We start from the raw sequence: 21,807 nt of genomic DNA, 5'->3' as shown, positions 1-21,807 counted from the left end.
AAAGAAACAAAGCGGCCACAGATAAGCATCTGTGGCCGCTTTGTTTGTACTTCTCTTACCGGGTTTGCTGCCTGCTATCCGGTATTGATTTCCTTTTTTCCAACAAAGAAAAAATGCGCAATCATTCCTGCTGCTCTCCTTCTTGATGGGGTCTTTTATTACCGGGTACTGCCAGTGTGAAAATGCTGTCGCTTTCAAATGTAATGGCGGCAGGGAGCTGAAAAATGGTGTGGTGGGGGAGGAACTGCCTTTCACTGCAACACTTTCCATTGCCAAAAGGAAGGTGGTGTTCACTGCCACTATCAATGGTGAAGCCAACACGGTGTCGCGCGATATAAAAGACATTCCCATTTGCAGCTGGACCGACTTCCTGCAAAATGGCAAAGCACAATACAAGGCGGATCTAAGAAAAGAACACGGCGATATGGAAAGCGCCCTCATTACCATAGAAAGCCTCAACGGCAAAACAAAGATCACCTGCAGCTCGGACCCCGATACCGGTACGGCGCTGCAATTGGAGGTGGTGGAATGTACCCTGGCCGCCAACGGGCCTACGCCTGCTGAACAGGCAACACCTGTCAAGGAGGGAAAGCCTAGCCGGAAGAAAGCAAAAGCTTTTTGAGTTTATAAGCATTGTTACTCTTTTTACAAATAAAAAACCCGCAAGTGCGGGTTTTTTGTTGCGTATAGTAGACATAGCCTTCCATGATGAGATGATGTTGGGTCTATAAATAGCCCTTAGAAGGTAAGTTCATGTTAAGAGGCAGAAACTACTGGTTTGATGTTCGCTGCTATGTCAAACATTTGAATATCGACCTGTTAAAAGTAAATGAAGCTGTAGGTCAGTACACCGCAGAAATTATTTTCAATTGAAGCCTATACAACAACAAAATATGGGCTGAGGGATGTGCAAAGTTAGAGTCAGCGTAAAACAACGCTTAGTATGGGTGTTTTAACCTATTGTAATATATGTAGAATGTTTATAAATTGACATTTGGCAAAAACAGATTGCAGCACTTCGTCAATATATGAATATGAAGCTGAACAATTGGTCGGAACAGGGTTTTCTGTTTTTTTCAGTGTTGATGCTGGTGTTGGGAATACCTTACGGCGTTCCGGCTTTTGCACAAACTGTTTTGCCGGATTCTATAACGGTAAGTACCACTGCCGTAGTGGAGTTGGTTTTTGCAGCACCCAGCCAGGGCGAAGTTGAAAATGGTGAAGGTTTCTACAGTATCAAGGGTGGTTCCCGCACCTCATTACTTATTTCTGCTCGTAAAGATGCTGCACCTGTGCGAACACTGGTTGTTCGGGAGGGGGGACGTACCCATCGGTTTACGCTTGTTTTTAAACAGGATGCTGCAGCAGCCCGCCACGATTACTCAAATCTGCAGTCTCCGGCCACTAAACCTCAAAACCAAATACTAACGGGCAGCAAGGATGCTACCTTGGTAATTGGTGATAGACGCCCCAATTCGAAGGAAAAGGCTTTATTAGATCAGTGGTTGTTGGAAGGCAATAACTTTTACAATCTGAAACAGTGGGATTCTGCTAAGCTTCGTTTTACCTGGATGCTTCCATATAAAGGAAAACAGCTGCAGGTGGCACAACAAAAACTAAAGGAGATAGCTGCTATTCAACAAAACCAGGTTTTGGAGAAAGAGCAACGCTACCTTAAAGCGATGGACAGTGCCCGTAATCTGGTGCAAGTGAAACGGTTTAAGGATGCTGAAGTTGCTGTTTTAAGGGCACTCTACTACAAGCCAGGCGACACTGAAGGGCAGCAATTGTTGGCCGAGCTAAAACCGTTGGTGGCAAAACAAAGGCAGGAAGAAACCAATATTGAAGTACAAGAGTATTTGCGTAAAGCCGACCTTGCCATTAAAGCTAAGCGATTTTTAGAAGCCGAAGAACAATTGTTAGCGGCTTTACGGATCGATCCCAGTCAAATTATTGCCGCAAAGAAACTTAAAGAATTAGGGGATAAGCCAAGAGCCGAAAGGTATCAACTTAGCCGACAGAGAGGTGATAGTTTATACAAAGCAGGAAGTTGGGATGCTGCCCGGCGTGAGTACGAATTGGCGGCCCAGGCAAAAATCAAAGACAGCTATGTACAGACGCAGCTTAAAAAGGTAAATCAGCAACAGCGTCTGGCACTACAACAGGTACAATATCAGCAAGCCATTAGCAATGGTGATATAGCATTGAAAAATGGCAATTTAGACGGAGCTACAAGTGAATACCAGCGTGCGAACCGCATCTTCCCGGATAGTGTTCACCCCAAAAAACAGTTGACTTTTATAATCCAGCAGCGCAAGGGGCAACAGGTGAAGCAAACCGTTAAAGCAAACAGGTAGGCTTTGCCTCCATAAAATTCGAATTGCAATGGCAAAACAAGGATTGATACAACTGGCTTTATGGTTAGTGCTGCAACTTGCAATGGTATTTTGTTGGGCCAGGGAGATAACCTTTTGTGGGGAAGCCATCCCTACAGGGAACAATCTTGTAGCGCAACGTTTGATGAATGTGATCCGCCGGCAGATACCTTCCGTTAACCTGCCTGAACTTAGGCGCCGTGCTGCCTCAAACTTTCCCATGGTGGAGTATTACCTCAAAGCGGCCAATATGCCTGGAGACCTGAAATATATTCCAATTGTTGAAAGTGGTTTTCTGCAGGCTCGTTCCAGTGCAGGTGCACAGGGTTTTTGGCAACTGATGGCGCCAACTGCACGTGAGTGGGGCTTGGTGGTGAACAATAATATGGATGAACGTAACCATCCGCAAAAGGCAACTATTGCAGCCATCAAAGAACTTGCCCGGCTTTATACCCAGATCAGGAAAGATCACCGGGTAAGTTCCTGGGTTTTGGCAGCGGCAGCTTATAACTATGGGATCGGAAACCTGTACAGAAAGATTGATGCCCAGGGAAAGAACTACTTCAGCATGGAACTCAACCCGGAAACGGCCTTGTATGTGTATAAAATTGTAGCCGTAAAAGAGCTGTTTGAGTATCCGGAAGTATACCTCAAGTTCTTCCGGTACAATGTGTTCCGGATAAAAGGAAATGCAGATCAAATAGAGCGGGAAACCAACCTGGCTGGTGAGGCCTCCTTCCAAAAAGCCAATATAAAGGTGCATACCAATGATGGTGCACATCCCGAAAAGCCCGGTTTGGGCAACGTGAAGCCGCCAACCGAAATAGAGTTAGCAGGAATGCAAAGGGAAAAGTTGAAAAAGGCGAGCCTGGTAAGTGCTCAACTCAAAGGCAATTATGCCACCTTCAGCGAGGGAGATAGCTTGCTGGTGCAATTACAGGAAGACCTGGAAACGAGTAATGGCTTTTGGCGTGCCGGATCTGTGCTTCAGGGCCGCGGATGGATAATAGACGACCGGGTGTTTGTAGATCTGGGTTTTGGCGATGCCGAAGTGATTTTATACGACCTTACCAGCAGGCAGGGAATTGCGATAGATAGCCTCAAAGAGCGGGAACAGTTGCTTTTGCGGGTGGAACGGTAGCACTACAAAGGCCCAATAGCACAGGGTATAAAATAGAAAAAGGTAAGTGCAGGATATGGAGCTGGTGAAAACCGAAGTGTTATAATTAAACTTGTCTTTATGGACTTTCAAACCAGATATGAATTCAATCCAAAAACCGACCTGATTGGTAAAGGAGGGTTTTCCAAAGTATATAGGGCTAATGATACTTTGCTGGAACGTACCGTTGCCCTTAAGTTTTTTACAGCCAATGCTTCTGATAAATACCAGGTGCTCAACGAGATCAAGAAGGTGATTCGTTTTGAACACCCAAACTTGTGCAAGTACTATGATGTGGCCGTACTTACCAGCAAGAATATTTTGGGAGAAACAGAACAGGCGGAAGTAGGTATTATGGAATACTTGGATGCTGGTGACTTTAAAACATTCACGACCAGGAACCCATTATATACCGACAAGTTATTGATTGATGTGCTGGAAGGGTTGGCATACCTGCACCGAAAAGGTATTGTTCATCGTGATTTAAAGCCGCAGAATATTTTAATTAAGATGGTAGACGATGAGCCTGTTGCCAAGATCACAGATTTTGGTATCAGTAAGGTCATTGATGGTGAAGATAATGCGTCCAGCACTTTGATTGGTACCATTGAGTACATGGCTCCAGAACAGTTCAATCCCAAAAAATATGGTATTGGTGGGCGTATCACTACCAATCTTGATTTGTGGAGTTTTGGTTTGCTGGTATATGAAACCCTGATGAAAGAACCTTTTTTTGGAAGTCGCAGTTCAGGAACCAGTGCAGAGCAGGTCATGTCAAATATTTTAAGTGAAGCTTCTTTGGCTAAAGCTGATGACCTGCCACCCAAGTACCGGGAAATTGTGAAGCGCTGCCTGGTGAAAGAAGCATTCAACCGTGTGCAGAATGCATTGGAACTCGTTCCAATGTTTTTAGAAACAGGGTTGGGCGAGTTAATGCCAAAACAAGAAAAGGGCCAGGTGCCGGAGTCGGCAACTACTGCTTATGCTTCAAATCATATGGGGAATGCTTCGGCTTTGCCTAATTCATTGGATACAAATGAAGAAAATACAGCCATAGTACCTGAACCTCAAGTTGATGAAGCACAAACGATAGCTGTGATAATGCCTAAACCTGAAGAAGAGATTGCAAGGATAAACATGCAGGATTCTGGTGCTACGCAGATTATTAGCAGGCATGATAAACCGGTTGTATTGGATACCGCTACAAACGGCTTGCAAAATGCTGCGGAGGTGCGCAGTCTTCCCGACGATCAGATGGCTACACGTGTTATTACAGTGCCAGGAAGAATGGATGCTGAGCCGACAAAGCAGCAAACACCGAACGAGGTAAGCGCCACCGTGACATTACCCCGAACGGAGGATTTGGTAAACATGTCACCACCCAAAAATCGAGCATCTGAAGCAAGTGCCATCGAAAGCAAAAGAAAGAAAAGAAAGGCTGCATTCTTTATTGCTGGAGTTGGTGTTGCAGTTTTGGTACTAACCATATTTATTTTATCCGGAAAAGATGAACCGAAGCCGGATGTGCTACTTAAGGTAGAATCAAAGCCTGTGTTGGTTCCTAGCTATTCAGTTCCTCCATTAGTAAAGGTGCCAGGAGGTGTATTCAAAATGGGCGAAAAAAATGCAAAGAGTAATCGGGAAATGGAACATGAGTTACTGCTTAGTTCTTTCGAAATAGCCAAATATGAAACTACTGTTTCCCAATTTGAACAATTTGTAATGGATGCTAAGCATATTACTACCGCTGAACAGAATGGCGCGTCGCAGGTGTACGACCCCGTTGATAAAACATGGAAGGATAGAAAAGGTGTAAACTGGCGCCACGATATGTATGGAGCCCTTGTAAATAACAAAACCCAAATGCCCGTAGTGCATATCAGTTGGAATGATGCAATGGCTTATTGCAAATGGCTTGCTGAAAAGGATAAAAAGCACTACCGTTTGCCTACGGAGGCGGAATGGGAGTATGCTGCAAAAGGAGGGTATAGTTCAAAAGGATACGTTTTCAGTGGAAGTAATAACCTGGAAGAAGTAGCGTGGTATGGTCTTAATTCCGATCGCCGTATTCATCCGGTAGGATCCAAAAAGGCTAATGAGTTAGGAATATATGACATGAGTGGAAATGTAATGGAGTGGTGTTACGATTGGCTTGGAGAAAACTATTATGTCGACAGCGTTGTTGCTGATCCGAAGGGACCGGAAAAAGGTAAAGAAAAAGTGTTGCGCGGAGGCAGTTGGTATACCGCGGAAACTGTATGGCCAAGAAATACAGCCAGGGTTTCCAGTGCTCCGGTTGTTACCGGCGGGCAGTTAGGGTTCCGGATTTGCCGGGAACTTCCCCAGTAATCAAAGGTTGACTTCCTTAACAATTAGGTGTGATGTTCAAAACCACATTGACTATACTTATTTTGTTTGTTTCTGGTTCGCTTCTCTGCCAGGAAGTAACTCCTGTAAAGGATACTAGAAACTCTAAACCTAGCCCTGCACCAAAGCCTCCTGCTAAAATTCCGCCAGCGACAAACAAGCAACGTATACCTTTAGTGAATGTCCGTTTTGTAGTGGATACTCTTTGCGCATTGAAGATAAACGGCAGTAGTTACGGTGAGTTTGGGTCGGGTACGCCCAAAGTGGTTGCGTTAAAGCCAGGCCCCAATTATATCGAGGCGGTGCAGCCCATTACCGGGCATCTCATTTCGGATACTATTTTTTTAAAACCCAAACAGGACTATGTACACCGTATTGCCTTCAGGGTAATAATGAAGCCAGATCCAAAGCCGGTAGGTCCTAAAGTTGTGCCCATCAGGGAAGCTGTAACAGAGGATGGAACGGAGGCTGCTAAGATCGTAAAAGAAATGCTGGCCAATATGATAGAAGTGCCGTTAGATTCTTTTGCTATGGGTGAAGATAAAGGTCCGCCTGATGTGGTACCTGCACATCCTGTTAAGCTTTCAACTTTTTACATAAATAAATACGAAGTAACACAACGCCAATGGGAACTGCTTATGGGTAGTAATCCCAGCGAAAATAAATGCCCCGAGTGCCCCGTAGAAAATATCACACATGATGATGCAACCCAGTTTGTTAACCGGGTCAACACCATTACCAAGCGTAAGGTGCGTTTGCCAACAGAAGCGGAATGGGAGTATGCCGCCCGGAAAGGCGGAACGCCGGTTGATTTGAAATCTACCGTTTGGTACAACGACAATGCAAAAAGGAAAACCCAGCCTGTAGGTAAGTTGGCACCTAATGCATTGGGTATTTATGACCTTTTTGGAAATGTAGCTGAGTGGTGCCGCGACTGGTATGATCCGGCATATTATAAATCCAGTGCTTACGTCAATCCTTTTGGCCCGCAGGATGGGCGTGAGAAAGTTGTACGGGGCGGATCTTTTGCAGATGGAAAAAGTGCCTTTCATCCTGCCAGCAGGCAGCGGCAAAGCTGGTTTTGGAAAAGCAAGGCTATCGGTATGCGGCTGGCATTGGACTAACGCGAAACAATCTAAAACACAATACTTTGATCGCAGCTAAAAAGGTCTTTTGCCTCAATGAGCTGGGCCGGAGATCAAACAATGAAGACAGCGTATCTCCCCAAAAGGGTAGTGCCGCCCCTGGTGAACGGCTCTTTGTAGTGTGTGACGGCGTTGGTGGTGAAAACAAGGGTGAAGTAGCCAGCGCTTTAGTTTGTTCGGCCATCCGGGACTACTACGAAGCAAACAGGGAAGGAGCAACAAGTCGCGACTTCTTATTGCAAGCTATTGAACATGCCAATAGCCAACTGGTTGCTTATGCCGCAGAAGACAGCAGTGCCAGGAGAATGAGCACTACCCTGTCGCTTGCCTTGGTATGCCCTGATCGGGTGATAGTGGCCTGGTGTGGTGATAGCCGCATCCACCATATCCGGAACGGGAAAGTTGTGTGGATGAGCAGTGATCATTCGCTGGTATATGAACTGGTACGTAGTGGGGAGTTGTCGGAGCATGAAGCAGCCGTACATCCGCAGCGCAACATTATTACACGGAGCCTGAACGCCGGCAACCGAAACAACCTGGTGGACTTTTATGAACTCAGTCAGATAGCCGAAGGTGATTATATCCTTTTGTGTACCGATGGTTTTCTGGAGCAGATAAAAGCGGCGCAGATCAGTAATACGCTTACCGACACCGAACCGGAAGATAAGGCCGCGGCATTCCGCCAGTTGTGTGAGGGGAAAACCAGGGATAACTTTTCCATGTACCTTATACAGTTGACCTTGCAGCCCCTACTCCAAAAACAGCCCGCTACCTTGAAAACAGTGCTGATTGTTTTGTTGTTTTTGATCATTGGTCTTTTTCTGTTTGCACTGCTGTGAGCAGGGTGTATGGCTTTGCTTAATACATAAGTTGATAGCAATACAAGGCCACCATCTGGTCCGCTAGTGAAGCTTTCTTTTGATCCTGCCCCGAAAATCGCTGGTCTTTAATCCGTTATTATACTTATTGTAATAAAACCTTTGCCCTATTAATTTTTGGTCCTGTTTGAAGCCTTTAATTTTTTTCACTCTTAATACCAACAATCATGGCTTTCAATGCAAAACTCAAAATCGGGAGTAAAGACAACATCGATGTGCTGAAATGCAATTATGCCCTGCGCAGAGATGTGGACTCCAAAGGTCGTCCTGCATCGGGGGTGTATGGCGGAACCATCAACCTAAGTATCGAGTCAACCGATGACACTTCCATCATTGAATCGATGGTAAACCAGTACAAGCCCATTGACGGCTCCATCATTTTCAAGAAAACGGATGAAGATGCCAAGATGAAAGAGCTCACCTGGGAAAAAGGATACATCATCCATTTTCAGGAAGGTATTGACATCACGGGTTCGGAGCCTATGGCTATAGACTTTACAGTGTCGGCTGAAAAGATCAAGATTGGCAATGCAGAGCACAAGAACGAATGGCCTAAGTAGCGGATGCCTGCTATAGATACTATGCTGGATGAACCGCTAACGGTATGCTGCTGATGGCTGTGTTTGCCAATAGTATACTGCACAAAGTGCCTCAGCTTTTGTGCTGTAGTACTTTTATACTGCGTTGCTTCCTTATTTCTAGTCCCGCCAGTCGTCCGGTATTCTGGTTGCAGGCAGGCTTAGTTTAACCGGAAGCAGCGTTGCACTGCTGTTCTTTATTGATCATGCCAACCTTTTGTCATGCAAAACCAGGTGCTTGCACAAATAGAGATCGAGGATGAGCAGATTGCCTATTACCATTCGGTGATCATCCGGCAGCGCTTCAACGAACACCACGAGTTCAGCATCCGTATTCGCTATGATGTGCTGGAAAAGACGGGTGCGTTTAAGCTGAGCGACGCGCAGAAAAAGATCGGCAAGCTGGCCATCATCAAGCTCTTTAAAGCAAGTGATGGCGAACTGGCCTATGAATTCAGGGGATTGATCTGCGAAATAGGGATGGAGCAGGCCGAAAACTTTACCAGCGACCTGGTACTGAAAGGCTACAGCCCCACCATTCTGTTGGAGAACGGTCCCCATTTTCTTTCTTTCTACAAAAAAAGCCTGCAACAGATTGTACAGCAGTTGACCGCTGCCCTGGCGCAATGCAGTGTGCGCACGCAGGTAAAACCGCAGTACAAGAAGCAGATTACCTATATCTGCCAGTACCGCGAAAGCACTTTTCATTTTCTCAACTGCCTGTCGGCCGATTTTGGTGAGTGGTGTTACTACGATGGTATCCAGCTTTATTTCGGCAAGCCTGCCTCGGCGCCCAACATCAGCCTGGTGTACGGCGAAGATGTACAGCAGTTGCAAACAAAGCTGCGCATCCTTCCCCTGGCTTTTTCGAGTTATGCCTATCTCTCCAAGGACGATAAGGTGGTGACGGCAAAAGCGCCTAAGAGCGTGGATGGCCTAGATCAGTATGCCAGTTTTGCCCTCAATGAATCGCACAACGTGTTTGCCGAGCCGGTAAGCTTCCCGGTGCGGCAGCGCGTGAACAGCGAAGGCGACCTGAAGGATTTTGTACAAAAAAAGAAAACGGCTTTGGCTGCCGACCTCGAAGTGCTTTCGGGCAGCAGCGACAATCCCACCATTTGTATTGGCGCCATCGCCGATGTAAAGATCTCAAGGCCGGAGCAAAATGCTTTTGCCAAGGAGGACCTGGGCAAGTTCCTGATCACCGGGGTGGAGCATTACATCAACGAGAACGGCAAGTACTACAATGTGTTTGAAGGCATTCCATCTGGTATCGAGGTCATACCGGTAAAGAACACCATCCAGCCCATCGCCGAGCCCCAGATCGCTACCGTTACCGACAACAAGGATCCCGACAACATGGGCCGTGTGCGGGTGCAGATGCTTTGGCAGCAGGCGGCCAATGAAATGACCGACTGGCTGCGGGTGATGACCCCCGATGCCGGCGGCGGCAAGGACGGCGCCAAAAACCGCGGCCTCGTGGTGGTGCCCGAGCCCGGCGATCAGGTGCTCCTTTGCTTTCGCTACAATGACCCTGATCGGCCTTTTGTGATGGGCAGCATGTTTCATGGCAAGACCGGCGGCGGTGGGGGGCAGGGCAATAATACCAAGAGCCTCACCAGCAAAAGTGGCCATACCGTAACGCTGAATGATGGCGGTGGCATCTCTATCATCGACAAGACCGCCAAGAACAAAATTGAAATTGACGGTACCAACGCCATAACGGTAACGGCGGCTTTGAAGATTGTGCTTACCAATGGCAAGTCTTCGTTGACGATGGAAGGAGATACAATAACCTTAACCGGTGCACACGTAGTAATAGGCGGAAGCGCTGATGCGCGTATGAACAGTGGAGCCCATGGTATCGACATGAAAGCAAATGGCGAAGTGAATGTGGGTGGTGTCAAGACAACTATTTCAGGTTCTGATAATGCTACACTTGTTGGCGCAAAAGCTTTGGTGAATGGAATATCCGAAGTAAAGCTTACAGGAGCTAGTGCTACAGTGAATGGCGATGCGACCATGGATGTTAGTTCATCTGGACCCACCTCTATTCAGGGAGCCATTGTAAAACTTAACTAAGGCAAGTATCAATGCAGTCAAATCCTTTTCAGCAACGAGTTGAATTAATGGCAGAGAAGTGGGAAGAAGCCAAGAGGCATAAGTCTTCAAGGATTGTCCGGCTGCTGTGTGCCCAGGATGAACTGGATATGGTAGATGCTTTTTACACTTTTATGATTGGGGTAGACACGCCGATTTTCGACATTGCTTTTCTTTTTGATTCTAGGTGCTACGATTTGCGGGATTACAGTTTTGCCCTGGTTGCAGAACTCCAGGAAATTGTGGATATCTGGAACAGGAGCGTGAAGGATGAACGCATTGATGATGTTCCGGTTCACTGGCAAGCTGATTTCTCGTTGGCAAAAGATGAAAACCCTGCCGCCCTTTTCATCGACAATTTCAACAAGCTGGCAAATGCTTTAGCACTTCCGGATGGTCTGTTTGTCGTGGCTGTTTTACGGGGTGGTGTTGTTGATTTTGAATTCACTAAATGGTTATCAAAAACCCTGGAGCTGCCTATTAACGCTAAAGTGAAGATATTGATTCACGATTCTATTGTTGATCCTGCATATGAGGGAATTGCAATTGATTTTGAAGGATTGATAACCAGTATTCCCTTGTATTTAGACATGCCCAAAGCCATGGAACAGGCAGCAGCAATGGGTGATCCTAATGATCCGGGTACTCAATACCGCAAAGCTTTTGTAAAGATGATGAATGCCATGGGAGCAGCTAAGCAGCAGGAGGCAGAAACCTGTGGGCGTGCATGTATTGACATTGCCACGAGCAGTATCACTAAGGATCCATATTGGGTAATGCAATTGGTTGTGGTCAATATTGCTTTGGGGAATGACAAAATCCGGTATAAGCAGTGGCATGAAGCACTGAGTTATGCAGACGAAGCTTTGGCTGCAGCGCAGGCTGCCCAACAATATTTCGCCAACAACATGGCTGGAGTGCTGATTGCCCAGGCGCAGATGTTCAGGGGCAGTGTTTACTTTTTGCAAAAAGAATGGAGCTCTGGTTGGAACGATTACAGTGCGGCTTATGAGCTGTTTATACGGGAAGGTAATATGCCACTTGCCATTGAATCATGCAGGATGGCAGGCCAGTGTGCTTTTAAAGAAGGATTGCGTAACGAGGGTTTATCGTTGCTTGCCAAAGGCGTGCGGCTTGGCTTTGAATTGAGTACTGAAGTTGCAAAAGGTTCTACTTACGCCGCTTTGCTGCACCTGCTGTTGTCTTCAAGCTATCAACAATACATCTCCCTTGATGAAGTGGATGCAATAGCAGGCCGCATTTATGGCCCCAATTGGCTTACCGCGATCAGGAATTACCGGCAGGTGCCTGGCCCTCAGCCTGCGGCTGCAACAGAGCCGGTAGATACATAATTAGTTTACTATAATGATTAATTATGAAGGACAGCACCGATAAAATAGCTAGTTGGATGCAACAGAACCCAGGTCTGTTCGGTAAAATGGTGTCGCTCAGTTTTGTAGTGTTGGGTATACTCATCATCATTGGAGCATTTCGAGATTGGGATTGGTTGTATAAGCCCGATGACAGTTATCACAACAGGTGGACCATCGGCCAGGTGAGCCGTTATGCGGGCCGAACCACCGCACGGGTTATTGGTTTTATTGGCGGTCTGCTTTTAATTATAGCAGGAACTGTATGGTCGTATAAATCTTTTACCAAAGGTTGACCAACAAGACTGGATATCTATGACCACCTTTCCCGATATGGATATTTCTGGTTAAAATAAATAAACCACAAACTCCGGGTCATGAGTCATACTGCTTTACCCGATAATGGTACCGGCGAGCACGGTGCCTACAGCGCATCCAAGCATGTGGTGCAGGGTGCGGGTGCCAATGTGCAGGAGGCAAAGGATTCTGTGGGAAAAGCTACTGCTTCTATCAGCAACCTGGTTTCTGGTAAAGGCAATATAGTAGATACCGCACTTGCCGTGAAAGGAGCGGTAGACAATGTAAAAGGGTTGTCGGGCCGGCTTTCAGCAACAGCCATGATGCCGGTAATGAAAGCGCTGGCTGCGTTCAAGGGCCAGGCGGTGCTACCTGCGGGTAAACAGATGGACCCGGTAATGGGTGTGGACGTGCACATGGTTACCATCCCGCCATCACCGGCACCCGTACCTATGCCGCACCCTTATATCGGCATGCTGTTTAATGCCAAAGATTGGGTGAGCTGCTTAATCAATACCTATAAGAAACAAGCCCTGGATGCGCTGCCCTCCGGCGATGAGGATGGGCAGGGGGCAAGCAACGCATTGGCCCAAAACAAAGCAGCAATTGCAGATATAGCCATGGGATTGGCAAATATGAGTGCATCCGTAAAGTTTGGGGGCGCCATACCCCGGGCAGTTACAGGTACCAAGGTGAAGAATGTACCCCATATACCCATGGGTGCCGGTTTTCATCCTGCTATGGATGCGGCCGTTGCAAAAAACAATGGCAAGGCTTTCCTGGGAAGTTTGTTTGTAGTAGCTGATGGCGATCCGATGGTGGGCAGCTTTCACCTTAATTACGATTGTTGGGATGTGGGTGTGGTAGATTTGTTCAAAGGACAGCGTGCAGGCGCCAAGAAAGCTCCGGAACCGGGTAGCCCCAAAGCGGAATTGTTTGTGCCTTCAGGTACTATAACCCCAATTCCATGGTCGCGGCCGGTACTGGTCAATTCTATTCCTACTCCTATTAATCCCATGGCCTTGTTGGACCGTTTGTTCAAGGCGGGTTTAGGCAAGTTGAAAGCCGCCGCTAAGAAAGGCGTGGAGAAAGGACTAACAGCCCTGCGGGGCAAAGTGGGTTGCGGAACCCTGACAGCCGTATCAAAAGCCGTTGGAACAGGACAGAGCCACCCCGTAGATGTTTCAGGTGGCTACTTCTACACAGACAACGAGGATTTTAAATTGCCTGGTCCCATCCCGTTGGTGTGGGAGCGTGTATGGTACAGCAACTCAAACTACAGGGGCCCTCTTGGTTATGGCTGGCACCACAGCTATGATTGGGGGCTGGCTGTGGACATGGAAGCCGGAACAGCAGTAGTACGGATGGCAGATGGACGGCCAGCCGATTTCACTAGTCTTCCGGTTGCAGGGTCGCCTGTGTTCAACCGGGGTGAAAAGTTGTTCCTACACCTGCATGAAGAAGGTTATTTCTACGTTACTGACAAGGATTACCTAATATATCGCTTCACTAAAGCTGAGTACACAACCGGGCAAAGTAAAACCGAATGCAGGCTGCTGCAAAGCATTGCCAACCTCGCCGGTTTCGCCATTCGATTTTCCTATGATGAAAATGGCCGGTTGAAGCGGATTGTGGACAGTGCCGGACGCAATCTGGTTGTGCTAACGGATGCACACGGCTGCATCACCAGCATACAGGCGCCGCATCCGCAATTTGCTGGCCGCAGCTCGTTTACCATTGCCAGCTATACCTATTCCGACGAAGGTGATCTCCTTCAACACAAGGACGCCCTTGACCAACCCATGTTATTCGAGTACCAGGCCCACCTGATGATGCGGGAGGTATGGCGCAACGGCCTTACCTGGCAGTTCCGTTACAGCAAGCCCGAAGGACCGGATGCCAAGTGCATTGAAGTGTGGGGCGATGAAAACCTTTTGCACTATTCCTTCAACTATACCGATCCGGCCTGCACGGTGGTGACGAACAGCCTGGGGCACCGGAAACTCTTTTACCACCGGAATGGCGTAGTTACCAAATACATTGACCCAAATGGCGCGGCATGGATTTACCGCTACAACCGCTTTAACGAACTGGAAGGAGAAACTGATCCGCTGGGCAACGAAACGGTTTACGCCTATGATGAATGGGGCAACCGCATTGCGGTTACTGACCCGGCTGGTGGTTTTGTGCAAACGGAGTTTTACCATCCGCAATTTCACTTTGCTGCCACCGGTGCTGTGGATGCAGCAGGTGGGCGATGGAAGTGGAGCTACAATGAAAAAGGTGCTGTCCGGGAGCGGGTGAATCCGCTTGGGGCAAAAACAGTTTATCAGTACGAAGACGGCCTGCTGGTGGAAATCATCAGCGACAGCGAAGCTGTGACCCGCCTGGCTTACGATGAGGACCGCAACCTGCGCTCCATTCAAACCGATGATGGCGCCACCACGGAGTACGCGTATGATGTTTTGGGAAACTGCACCGAAGTGGTGAACCCCAACTGCGTAAAGCAGAGGCGCATTTATGACCTGAACAGCCGCATCACGAGGGTGCTGGATTTTGACGGCAACGACATTTTACTCGACTACGATGGCTTGGATAATGTGGTGCGCTACCGCGACAAACAAAAAGACGTTCGCTACACCTACAAAGGGCTGAGTAAACTGACCATCCGCACCGAGGCCGGCGCTACCATTGGTTTTGTGTACGACACCGAAGAGCAGTTGCGTACAGTGGTGAACGAGCACGGCCTGGCCTACAGCTTTTTGCTTGACCCAGCTGGCAACGTGGCGGAGGAACTCGGTTTTGACAACATTACCCGCAAATACGAAAGAAATGCGGCTGGCTGGGTTACCAAGGTGAATCGGCCAGCCGACCGGTTCACGAAATACAACTACGATGCCTGTGGCCGGGTAACAGAAGTAGCATACAGCGATGGCGCAAAAGAGCAATATGCTTATCGTACTGATGGTGCTTTGCTGAAAGCAATAAACGATGCCGCTTCCGTGCAGTTTGACCGGGATGTGATGGGCAACATTACAAAAGAAACCGTAAACGGCGAATGGATCCTTTCGGCATACGACGTATTGGGTAACCGGGTAAAAACAATCAGCAGCCTTGGTGCAGACATTACGCACCAGTATAACAAAATGGGCGATGTGGTTCAAACAGAAGCGAACGGCTGGCTGGCCCGTTTTGGTTACGACAAACTGGGGCTGGAAACAGAACGCACCCTGCCAGGCAACCTGGTAAACAAGTGGCAGCGGGACCGCATTGGCCGCCCGGTGTTGCAGGAAGTAGGTCAAAAAGCAGGTTCATTTTTTAACCGGCGCAAGCAAAGGCAATACACCTGGGATGTAAACGACCGGCTAAAGCAGATCCGCGACGAAAAAGGCGTGACCCGCTTTGAGCACGATGCCTGGAGCAACCTGGCAAAAACAGTTTTTCCAAATGGAGAAGAGCAACTACGTAACCCGGATGCTGTGGGTAACCTTTATCAAACTGTTAACCGCAAAGACCGGGAGTATGCGGCTGGCGGGCAGTTAAGAAAAGCTGGTGGCTGGCAATACAGTTATGATGCCGAGGGAAACCTGGTGAAAAAAGAGCACGTGGGTGGCGATGTGTGGCTGTACAAATGGAACAGCGCCGGCATGCTAATCAAAGTGGTGCGGCCCGATCAGGCCGAAGTAAGCTTTGCCTACGATGCTCTGGGCCGAAGGTTGAGTAAGCGCTACAAAAACACAACCACTAAATTTGTTTGGGACGGAAACGTACCGCTGCACGAGTGTAAAGAACACTCCATTACGGGTGAAAAGTTAAGCGACGTGCATGTTGGTGAAAACGGCATTACCACTTGGCTCTTTGATACGGATAGCTTTGCGCCTTGCGGAAAAATAAAAGGCGATAAAAAGTATAGCATTGTGACGGACCATTTGGGCACACCGGCGCAGATGTACAAAGAGGATGGAGGTTTATTTTGGGAAGGGGAATTGGATAGCTATGGAAAGGTGCGGATGGAGAAAGGTGAGTTGGGTAGTTGTCCATTTCGATATCAGGGGCAGTATGAGGATGTGGAGACGGGATTGTACTACAATAGGTTTAGGTACTACGACAACCAAATCGGTAATTATGCTTCGCAGGATCCAATTGGAATTGCTGGGAATAATCCAACTATATATGCCTATGTAAAAGATTTCAATAATAGATTGGACCCTTTTGGATTGGCTTGTCAGTTATGGACTCCAACAGGTAGTAAAACGTCCGCTCAAAATGCATTTGGGCATTTCGATAAGCATAAAAAGGAATTTCCTGAATACCAAAATTCATTGCAGTACGTGAAAGGTGCACATGCTTTCACTAGCTCACCTCCACCTGGTACTTTCATGAGGACTAGGACTAATGGTGAAAATGTTTACTATCATCCGGGTACAAATACTTTTGCGGTAACGAAAGCGGATGGAACTCCAAAAACAATGTTTAGACCAAACCCAGCAGAGCATGGACACGCTACTAACCAAGATTATTTTGAATCCCAAGCTCCCGGCCCTTCATCAGTTTTTTCTGGCCCTTCAAAACCTAGCTGACTAATATGGAAGATTTGAAAAAAGATTTTAGATGTAGGGTTTGTGGTTTAGAACAAATTGAAAAACCTTGGGGTGATGATGGGGCAACTCCTTCATTTGAAATATGTGATTGTTGTGGGGTTGAATTTGGATATGAGGATTCCACCGAGTTATCAATTAAGAGATACAGAGAAGATTGGCTTAGAAGAGGAGGGGAGTGGTTTGATAAGAAGGCGAAGCCTATAGATTGGAGTCTTGATGAACAGATTAAGTATGTAGGAGTATAGCTTTTTCTAATGATAGACATTGCAGGGCTTCTGGTGATACTTCAGGCGAAACAATTTCGCCTTTGGTGTGCCGCCTAGCCCTGTGCGTTTGCTGCACCAACAATTTAGGATGATTCAGATTAATTTAAACTGACTGCCTTACCGTGCTTATAAGTGTAACAGAAAAAATGCACCAATGGCTGTTGAAGGCTTCACTACTAAACTAGCTTGGTCTCAGTTCCAAAATTTTACCACCCGCCCGGCTTTTGAGACGGAGGATGCCCAAATACACTCAAAAATGGGTTTCAGCAATATCAAGCTGAAATCAAAAGGCAAATCGGTGGGCATTGCAGATATAGATATCAAGCTTTACCTCGTATCAGAAGAATGTTGGGTGGTAACAAAGGAAATGTCGAATTATTTACTAAAACACGAGCAAGGGCACTATGATATTCTGGCGCTCAGTGCAAGGGAGTTATATAAAAAGCTGCTGACTTTATCTGCACTCAATACCCAACAGCTTCAGGAAAGTGTAACGCAGCTTAGCGAAAAAACACAGGAGCGGGTAAAGAAAGTAGATGAACGCTACGACCAGCAAACGAACCACAGCAGGGACAAGGCTGCACAACAAATCTGGGATCAGAAAATTGCTGCCGAAAAACAAAAGCCTGATGGTTCTATTGACAACCTGCCCTGATGATTTCCTGCCATCAACAAGAACTCATTTATCTCTTACAACGCGATCAACTTAGACCAAATTTTTTAACATGCATCCCAATACCTACCTCCAAGTCCGCGGCTATATTACCCAGGAGCGCTACCTCAAATACAAAAGCCTGCCCCAGATGGAAAGCCTGCTGGGCTTTCAACAAGGTCGTTTAAAAGAAGGCGCCATAGTTGCGGTGCTCGACCAGATGCCGGCAAAAAGCGGCTTTGAGCTGGCCGGCTACTCGCAGATGGCCGAGCATAAAATCCCTAAAGACTTCACCAAGGGGCTCGATACCAACAAGCTAAAGGAAATCCTGATCAAAGAGGTGTTCACCCTCACCGGTGAAAAGCGGCTGGTAAAGGTTTTGCCTTTTTCAAAACACAAGGTCAACCTGTCCAACGACCTGCAATATCCGCCGGGTCAGGGCATACCGCAGTGGAAGCTTTCGGATACTTTGTTTGCGAGGGTAGTGGCGGTGGTGAAGCCGGGGCAGGTGTATTTCTGAAGTGAAAAAACGGCTCAGTACCTGCAGCTTGATTTTATTCCATTCGGGTACTGCTCTTTTTAACCAGGATGTACAAGGAATCCACCTGTGTTTGGCATCCTGAGCGCAGCGAAGGATCTGATTTTACTATTATCGAAATGGAATTTGGAAGGTGGCCGCTTTTTAAACTAGTATGCAGCATATAGTTCAGATCCTTCGCTGCGCTCAGGATGCTAAGAAAGAATGCTGCTGTGATGACAAGGCGTAATTGGTGTTAAAGCAAACAGGTACTTCCTTAACCCCATTAGCCGAGGGCTTGGTGGACGAAGGTGCACATCCATCCAGATGCAACCCGGGTTATTTATTTGCCTCCCAACTTGTTCACTCCTGCAATATCAGGCACCTGGAAAAAGGGCAGCAGCAATTTGCAAAATTCATCTTCTTTGCGTTTTCATCTCTTTGCGCACTTTGCGTGAAATATCCTCCTGCTCATAAATAAGTATCCGTTCCCAGTACCGAATTGGCTGTACTGAATTCATCCGCCAAACGGGTTTGCCGGCTTTCTTGCGGCAGGTTGATCTCGGTTACAATATCCAGGTGTACAGGCAGCAGGTAATCGCATAACAACTCCAGTATCCGGCTGTTTTTGCGGCCGGGCAGGAATTGCTGGAAAGCATCGGGTGTTACCGGCCCGATGGTTACAACTATTTCATCCAAACCTTCCTCCATTACCATGTTGCCCGTGCTGAAGTCAATACCCAAAGCCTGTGATCCCAGACTGGACATAATGGGTGTTGCCGGGTGCTGGGGCAACTGCCGCCGCAGGCTGATGCTTACGGGCAACTGGAACATCAGTTCCATAACGGTAGCCACCTTGGGATGATCGTCGCGGATGTTGTGAAGGATGGGTAGGAGGTGAAGCAGGATATCGGACTGGCGGTTGTCCAAGTACTGGAACAGTTCCCACTCGTCGCGGAAGATGCTGATCAACTCGTCGTAAAAGGTGCGCATATCCAGGCGGTGCTCGTACATAGCCATCTGCATCCGCAGGTAGTTGATGGTGGCCTCAAAGGGGAGGAAGAACTTGCGGGCATCTTCCTCCTGCCGGCGCCGCTGTTTCATGGCCTGGATGATCGCTTCTTCTGTATCCGTATGTCGGTGGGTAGAGGCATCGTGGAAAATGCCTTCGGGCAGCATATCGTACAACCCGTCGCGGGGCGTCTGGATCACAGTAAATTCCTTGTGGTCGTAGTTCGACTCTGCTTCGTTAATGGCCTCAACGTCCTTCCGGAGTGATCGCTTTTGCCCACCCATCCCCTGTATCAGGATGCGCTCCGCCGATACCCCCTGTGCCACGAGCTCCGCGGCAATCACTTCGGCCCTGAAGTCCTGCACCAGGTTGCCCATGGTGGTCAGCAGTAGGTGATCTGCATATTGCATTGCATTTTCCTTTTGATGTTATACGGAAATAAACAGCTTGGAATGGGCGTTTATAAAAATTGTTAGCTCCTCCGCGTCATTTACTCCTCTGCGCCCTCAGCGTGAAACAAACCCCTGCCATACGTTCGCAATCACCTTATTCCGCCATCATTACCCGGTAATTGTTGCTCATGCCCGAGCGGTTACGGAGCTTGTTGCGCAGTTGTTCGCATAGCACCTGCCAGCCGGCTGCATCCAACGGCGGACCGCCATTGGGCACCAGCTTTACGTCGATGGTGCGGGTAAACGACTCGCTGGGCAAGGCCGATAGCTCGTACCCTTTCTCCACCCTTACCTCTTTGATACGGCTGCCCAGTTCATAGAAACAAAAGTTGCGGATGTCCTCCTTGGTAATGATGCGGTCGCGGGTCATGATGCCATAACGAAAGGCGTTCAGCCGTTCTTCGGGCCGCAACCGGTTTTTGCCGCCAATAGTAGGCGTCAGCAATTGGGCGGAGCCTGGTTTTACCACAAATCCTTTGGCCATCTGCAGTTGGGTACCGCTTCGCAGGTTGTTGGCCAGTTCGGCAAGTGTGGTCCAGTATTCGGCATACAACAGCTCTTTGCCATCAAAGGGTTTTACCAGGATGTAGTTGGGCACTTCTGCAGCGTCTTCGGTATAGGCCCTTGTTTTTTGTTCCATCAGGGCCATCTTCTGGTTCAGTTCTTTAAGCGTGGTGGCAATAAAGTCGTAGCCATAAGCGGCAAATGCCGCACTCTCGCTGCGCAGCAGTTCCATCAGGTAGCTAATCAACTCGCGGGCATTGCGACTGTCGAACCTTTCGGTGCCACCATTACGGAGGGTGTAGGTGCCCAGCGGTTCTTCCTGTGTTTTGCGATAGGGCATCTGCCGGTAGGTGTGCGTGTCATCGGTAAGGGTATGCATGGCCAGGAACTGCTCCTGTGCGCCGGTTTTCAGCGGGATGATATTGCTGCCGCCTTTAAGCCGGTATTTCAGGTCGTTGTGCTTTCGGTTCATGACCGGGAATGCATTGAGGTACACATCCACTTCGTTGAGCAGGTCCTGCTGCATGCCTTCGGGGAATTTTACCTGAACCCATAGCAGGGGCTGTGTCAGTTGCTCCAAGTCGGATGGTGCAAAGTGCTCGGTGAACTGTGCTGGATAAGCGGCCATCTTTGGTTCATACTGCGACAGGGCAAAGTTGCCAAGCCCCATGAACATGGGATGGTAGTATTGCAGGATGTCGTGGGTAATAATGGAAAGCAGGTCGCTTTCCAGGAAGCGTGTAGGCTCCTGCGGTGCAGCTGCAATTTCGGGGTAGGCGTAACCTTGTGTGGCTTGCAGTTCCTGCTGGCCACACCGCCACCTGCTGAGGGAAAGGTATTGGTAAACCCTTTTGGCCTGCAGGGGCTCTACGCTGTTCCAGTCGAAATAAAAAGTCAGGTGGTCCACAGCCTCGATGCTGGGGGGCAGGTGCAGTCCCAGCCATAATAAGCCATTTTCCATGTGCCGGGTTTTGGTGCCTCGTGCCTGCAGGCGTTTGCGGCTGCTGCCTTCGTAGGAAAACAGGTTGCTACCCGTTGCCATGTGGCTGATCTGAATATGGGTCAGCTGAACGGGCACCAGGGGGGTAAAATGGGCCTCCGGACGCGGCTCGCCATTATCCTGGGGGCGGTTGTCCTGTACTACAAACCCCATGGTAGCATCCAGCACTTCGCTGGCTTCAGCGGGATAGGCCTGCATGATGGCATGCGCCGGGCTGGGCGCCGTTAGAAAGTCGGGCGAAAGCAGGCCGGAAATTTTTTCCAGTATCCGTACCTGGGTGTCTTTTACTTCGTTACCCAGGTTGTATAACTCCAGGGAGAGCGCTTCGAGGATCAGTTTCACCAGCGGGTCCAGGTCTTCGGTGTTGCGGATGCCCCAATAACTCAATGCGTGCCGCAGCATGCGGCTCTTGATGACCTCTTTCGAACTTACATACTCGGTAAGCATGGTGTGTGGTTATGTGTTGGTACCAGAATAATGAATTATTGAAAATTCATCGGGCTGATTAAGAGGTGTCTATTTTTCACTCCTCTG

The 21,807-nt window shown here is 48.2% G+C and carries 17 protein-coding genes; 14 read left to right on the top strand and 3 right to left on the bottom strand.

From position 1 onward, the window contains the following. Window positions 1-300, bottom strand: a 300-nt coding sequence (locus BUE76_RS24945) for a hypothetical protein (protein ID WP_216820721.1), incomplete at its 3' end; no start/stop codon positions are given. Here BUE76_RS24945 and BUE76_RS23125 point away from each other — a divergent pair. The 14 genes from BUE76_RS23125 (at window position 287) to BUE76_RS23060 (ending at window position 18,308) form a co-directional block, all read left to right on the top strand. Further along, window positions 287-622: a hypothetical protein gene (locus BUE76_RS23125; RefSeq protein ID WP_216820720.1), complete on the top strand. Its 336-nt coding sequence runs from the start codon at window positions 287-289 to the stop codon at window positions 620-622. The genes BUE76_RS24945 and BUE76_RS23125 overlap by 14 nt on opposite strands. 412 nt (window positions 623-1,034) lie before the next feature. After that, on the top strand, window positions 1,035-2,357 hold the full coding sequence (locus tag BUE76_RS23120) for a tetratricopeptide repeat protein (protein WP_143157146.1): 1,323 nt from the start codon (window positions 1,035-1,037) through the stop codon (window positions 2,355-2,357). Window positions 2,358-2,595: 238 nt separating this feature from the next. Next, window positions 2,596-3,516, top strand: coding sequence for a lytic transglycosylase domain-containing protein (locus BUE76_RS23115; protein WP_158070030.1), 921 nt, complete (start codon window positions 2,596-2,598; stop codon window positions 3,514-3,516). Window positions 3,517-3,615: 99 nt separating this feature from the next. Continuing rightward, on the top strand, window positions 3,616-5,883 hold the full coding sequence (locus tag BUE76_RS23110; protein WP_073038882.1) for a bifunctional serine/threonine-protein kinase/formylglycine-generating enzyme family protein: 2,268 nt from the start codon (window positions 3,616-3,618) through the stop codon (window positions 5,881-5,883). Between the two features lie 230 nt (window positions 5,884-6,113). Further along, window positions 6,114-7,025 carry a formylglycine-generating enzyme family protein gene (locus BUE76_RS23105; RefSeq protein WP_073038879.1) on the top strand — a complete coding sequence of 304 codons (912 nt, stop codon included), beginning with the start codon at window positions 6,114-6,116 and terminating at the stop codon, window positions 7,023-7,025. Between the two features lie 26 nt (window positions 7,026-7,051). Further along, window positions 7,052-7,885: a PP2C family protein-serine/threonine phosphatase gene (locus BUE76_RS23100; RefSeq protein WP_073038877.1), complete on the top strand. Its 834-nt coding sequence runs from the start codon at window positions 7,052-7,054 to the stop codon at window positions 7,883-7,885. Between the two features lie 206 nt (window positions 7,886-8,091). Next, window positions 8,092-8,484 (top strand): type VI secretion system tube protein TssD, encoded by a 393-nt coding sequence (tssD, locus tag BUE76_RS23095; RefSeq protein WP_073038875.1) that lies wholly within the window; start codon window positions 8,092-8,094, stop codon window positions 8,482-8,484. Between the two features lie 240 nt (window positions 8,485-8,724). Beyond that, a complete protein-coding gene (locus tag BUE76_RS23090; protein ID WP_073038874.1) occupies window positions 8,725-10,584 on the top strand; it encodes a type VI secretion system Vgr family protein in 1,860 nt (619 codons plus the stop codon). Window positions 10,585-10,595: 11 nt separating this feature from the next. Further along, a complete protein-coding gene (locus BUE76_RS23085) occupies window positions 10,596-11,954 on the top strand; it encodes a hypothetical protein (protein WP_143157145.1) in 1,359 nt (452 codons plus the stop codon). Window positions 11,955-11,977: 23 nt separating this feature from the next. After that, entirely contained in the window at window positions 11,978-12,268 is a 291-nt protein-coding gene (locus tag BUE76_RS23080) for an immunity 17 family protein (RefSeq protein ID WP_073038869.1), read from the top strand. Window positions 12,269-12,349: 81 nt separating this feature from the next. Further along, entirely contained in the window at window positions 12,350-16,849 is a 4,500-nt protein-coding gene (locus tag BUE76_RS25325) for a DUF6531 domain-containing protein (protein ID WP_073038867.1), read from the top strand. A gap of 5 nt (window positions 16,850-16,854) precedes the next feature. Next, window positions 16,855-17,115 carry a hypothetical protein gene (locus tag BUE76_RS23070; protein WP_073038866.1) on the top strand — a complete coding sequence of 87 codons (261 nt, stop codon included), beginning with the start codon at window positions 16,855-16,857 and terminating at the stop codon, window positions 17,113-17,115. Between the two features lie 277 nt (window positions 17,116-17,392). Then, the gene (locus BUE76_RS23065) at window positions 17,393-17,791 is read left to right on the top strand and encodes a DUF922 domain-containing protein (RefSeq protein WP_158070029.1); all 399 of its coding nucleotides are present in this window, start codon (window positions 17,393-17,395) and stop codon (window positions 17,789-17,791) included. 70 nt (window positions 17,792-17,861) lie between these two features. Next, window positions 17,862-18,308 carry a hypothetical protein gene (locus tag BUE76_RS23060; protein WP_073038862.1) on the top strand — a complete coding sequence of 149 codons (447 nt, stop codon included), beginning with the start codon at window positions 17,862-17,864 and terminating at the stop codon, window positions 18,306-18,308. 468 nt (window positions 18,309-18,776) lie between these two features. Here BUE76_RS23060 and BUE76_RS23055 read toward each other — a convergent pair whose 3' ends face one another. After that, window positions 18,777-19,727, bottom strand: coding sequence for a type VI secretion system baseplate subunit TssG (locus BUE76_RS23055; protein ID WP_073038860.1), 951 nt, complete (start codon window positions 19,725-19,727; stop codon window positions 18,777-18,779). A gap of 136 nt (window positions 19,728-19,863) precedes the next feature. Beyond that, a complete protein-coding gene (locus tag BUE76_RS23050) occupies window positions 19,864-21,720 on the bottom strand; it encodes a type VI secretion system baseplate subunit TssF (RefSeq protein WP_073038859.1) in 1,857 nt (618 codons plus the stop codon). Window positions 21,721-21,807: the final 87 nt, after the last annotated feature.

It is taken from the genome of Cnuella takakiae (assembly GCF_001953305.1).
Classification (GTDB): domain Bacteria; phylum Bacteroidota; class Bacteroidia; order Chitinophagales; family Chitinophagaceae; genus Flavisolibacter; species Flavisolibacter takakiae.
The sequence above is the reverse complement of the archived record's forward strand: the minus strand, read 5'-3'. Positions and strand labels throughout refer to the sequence as shown.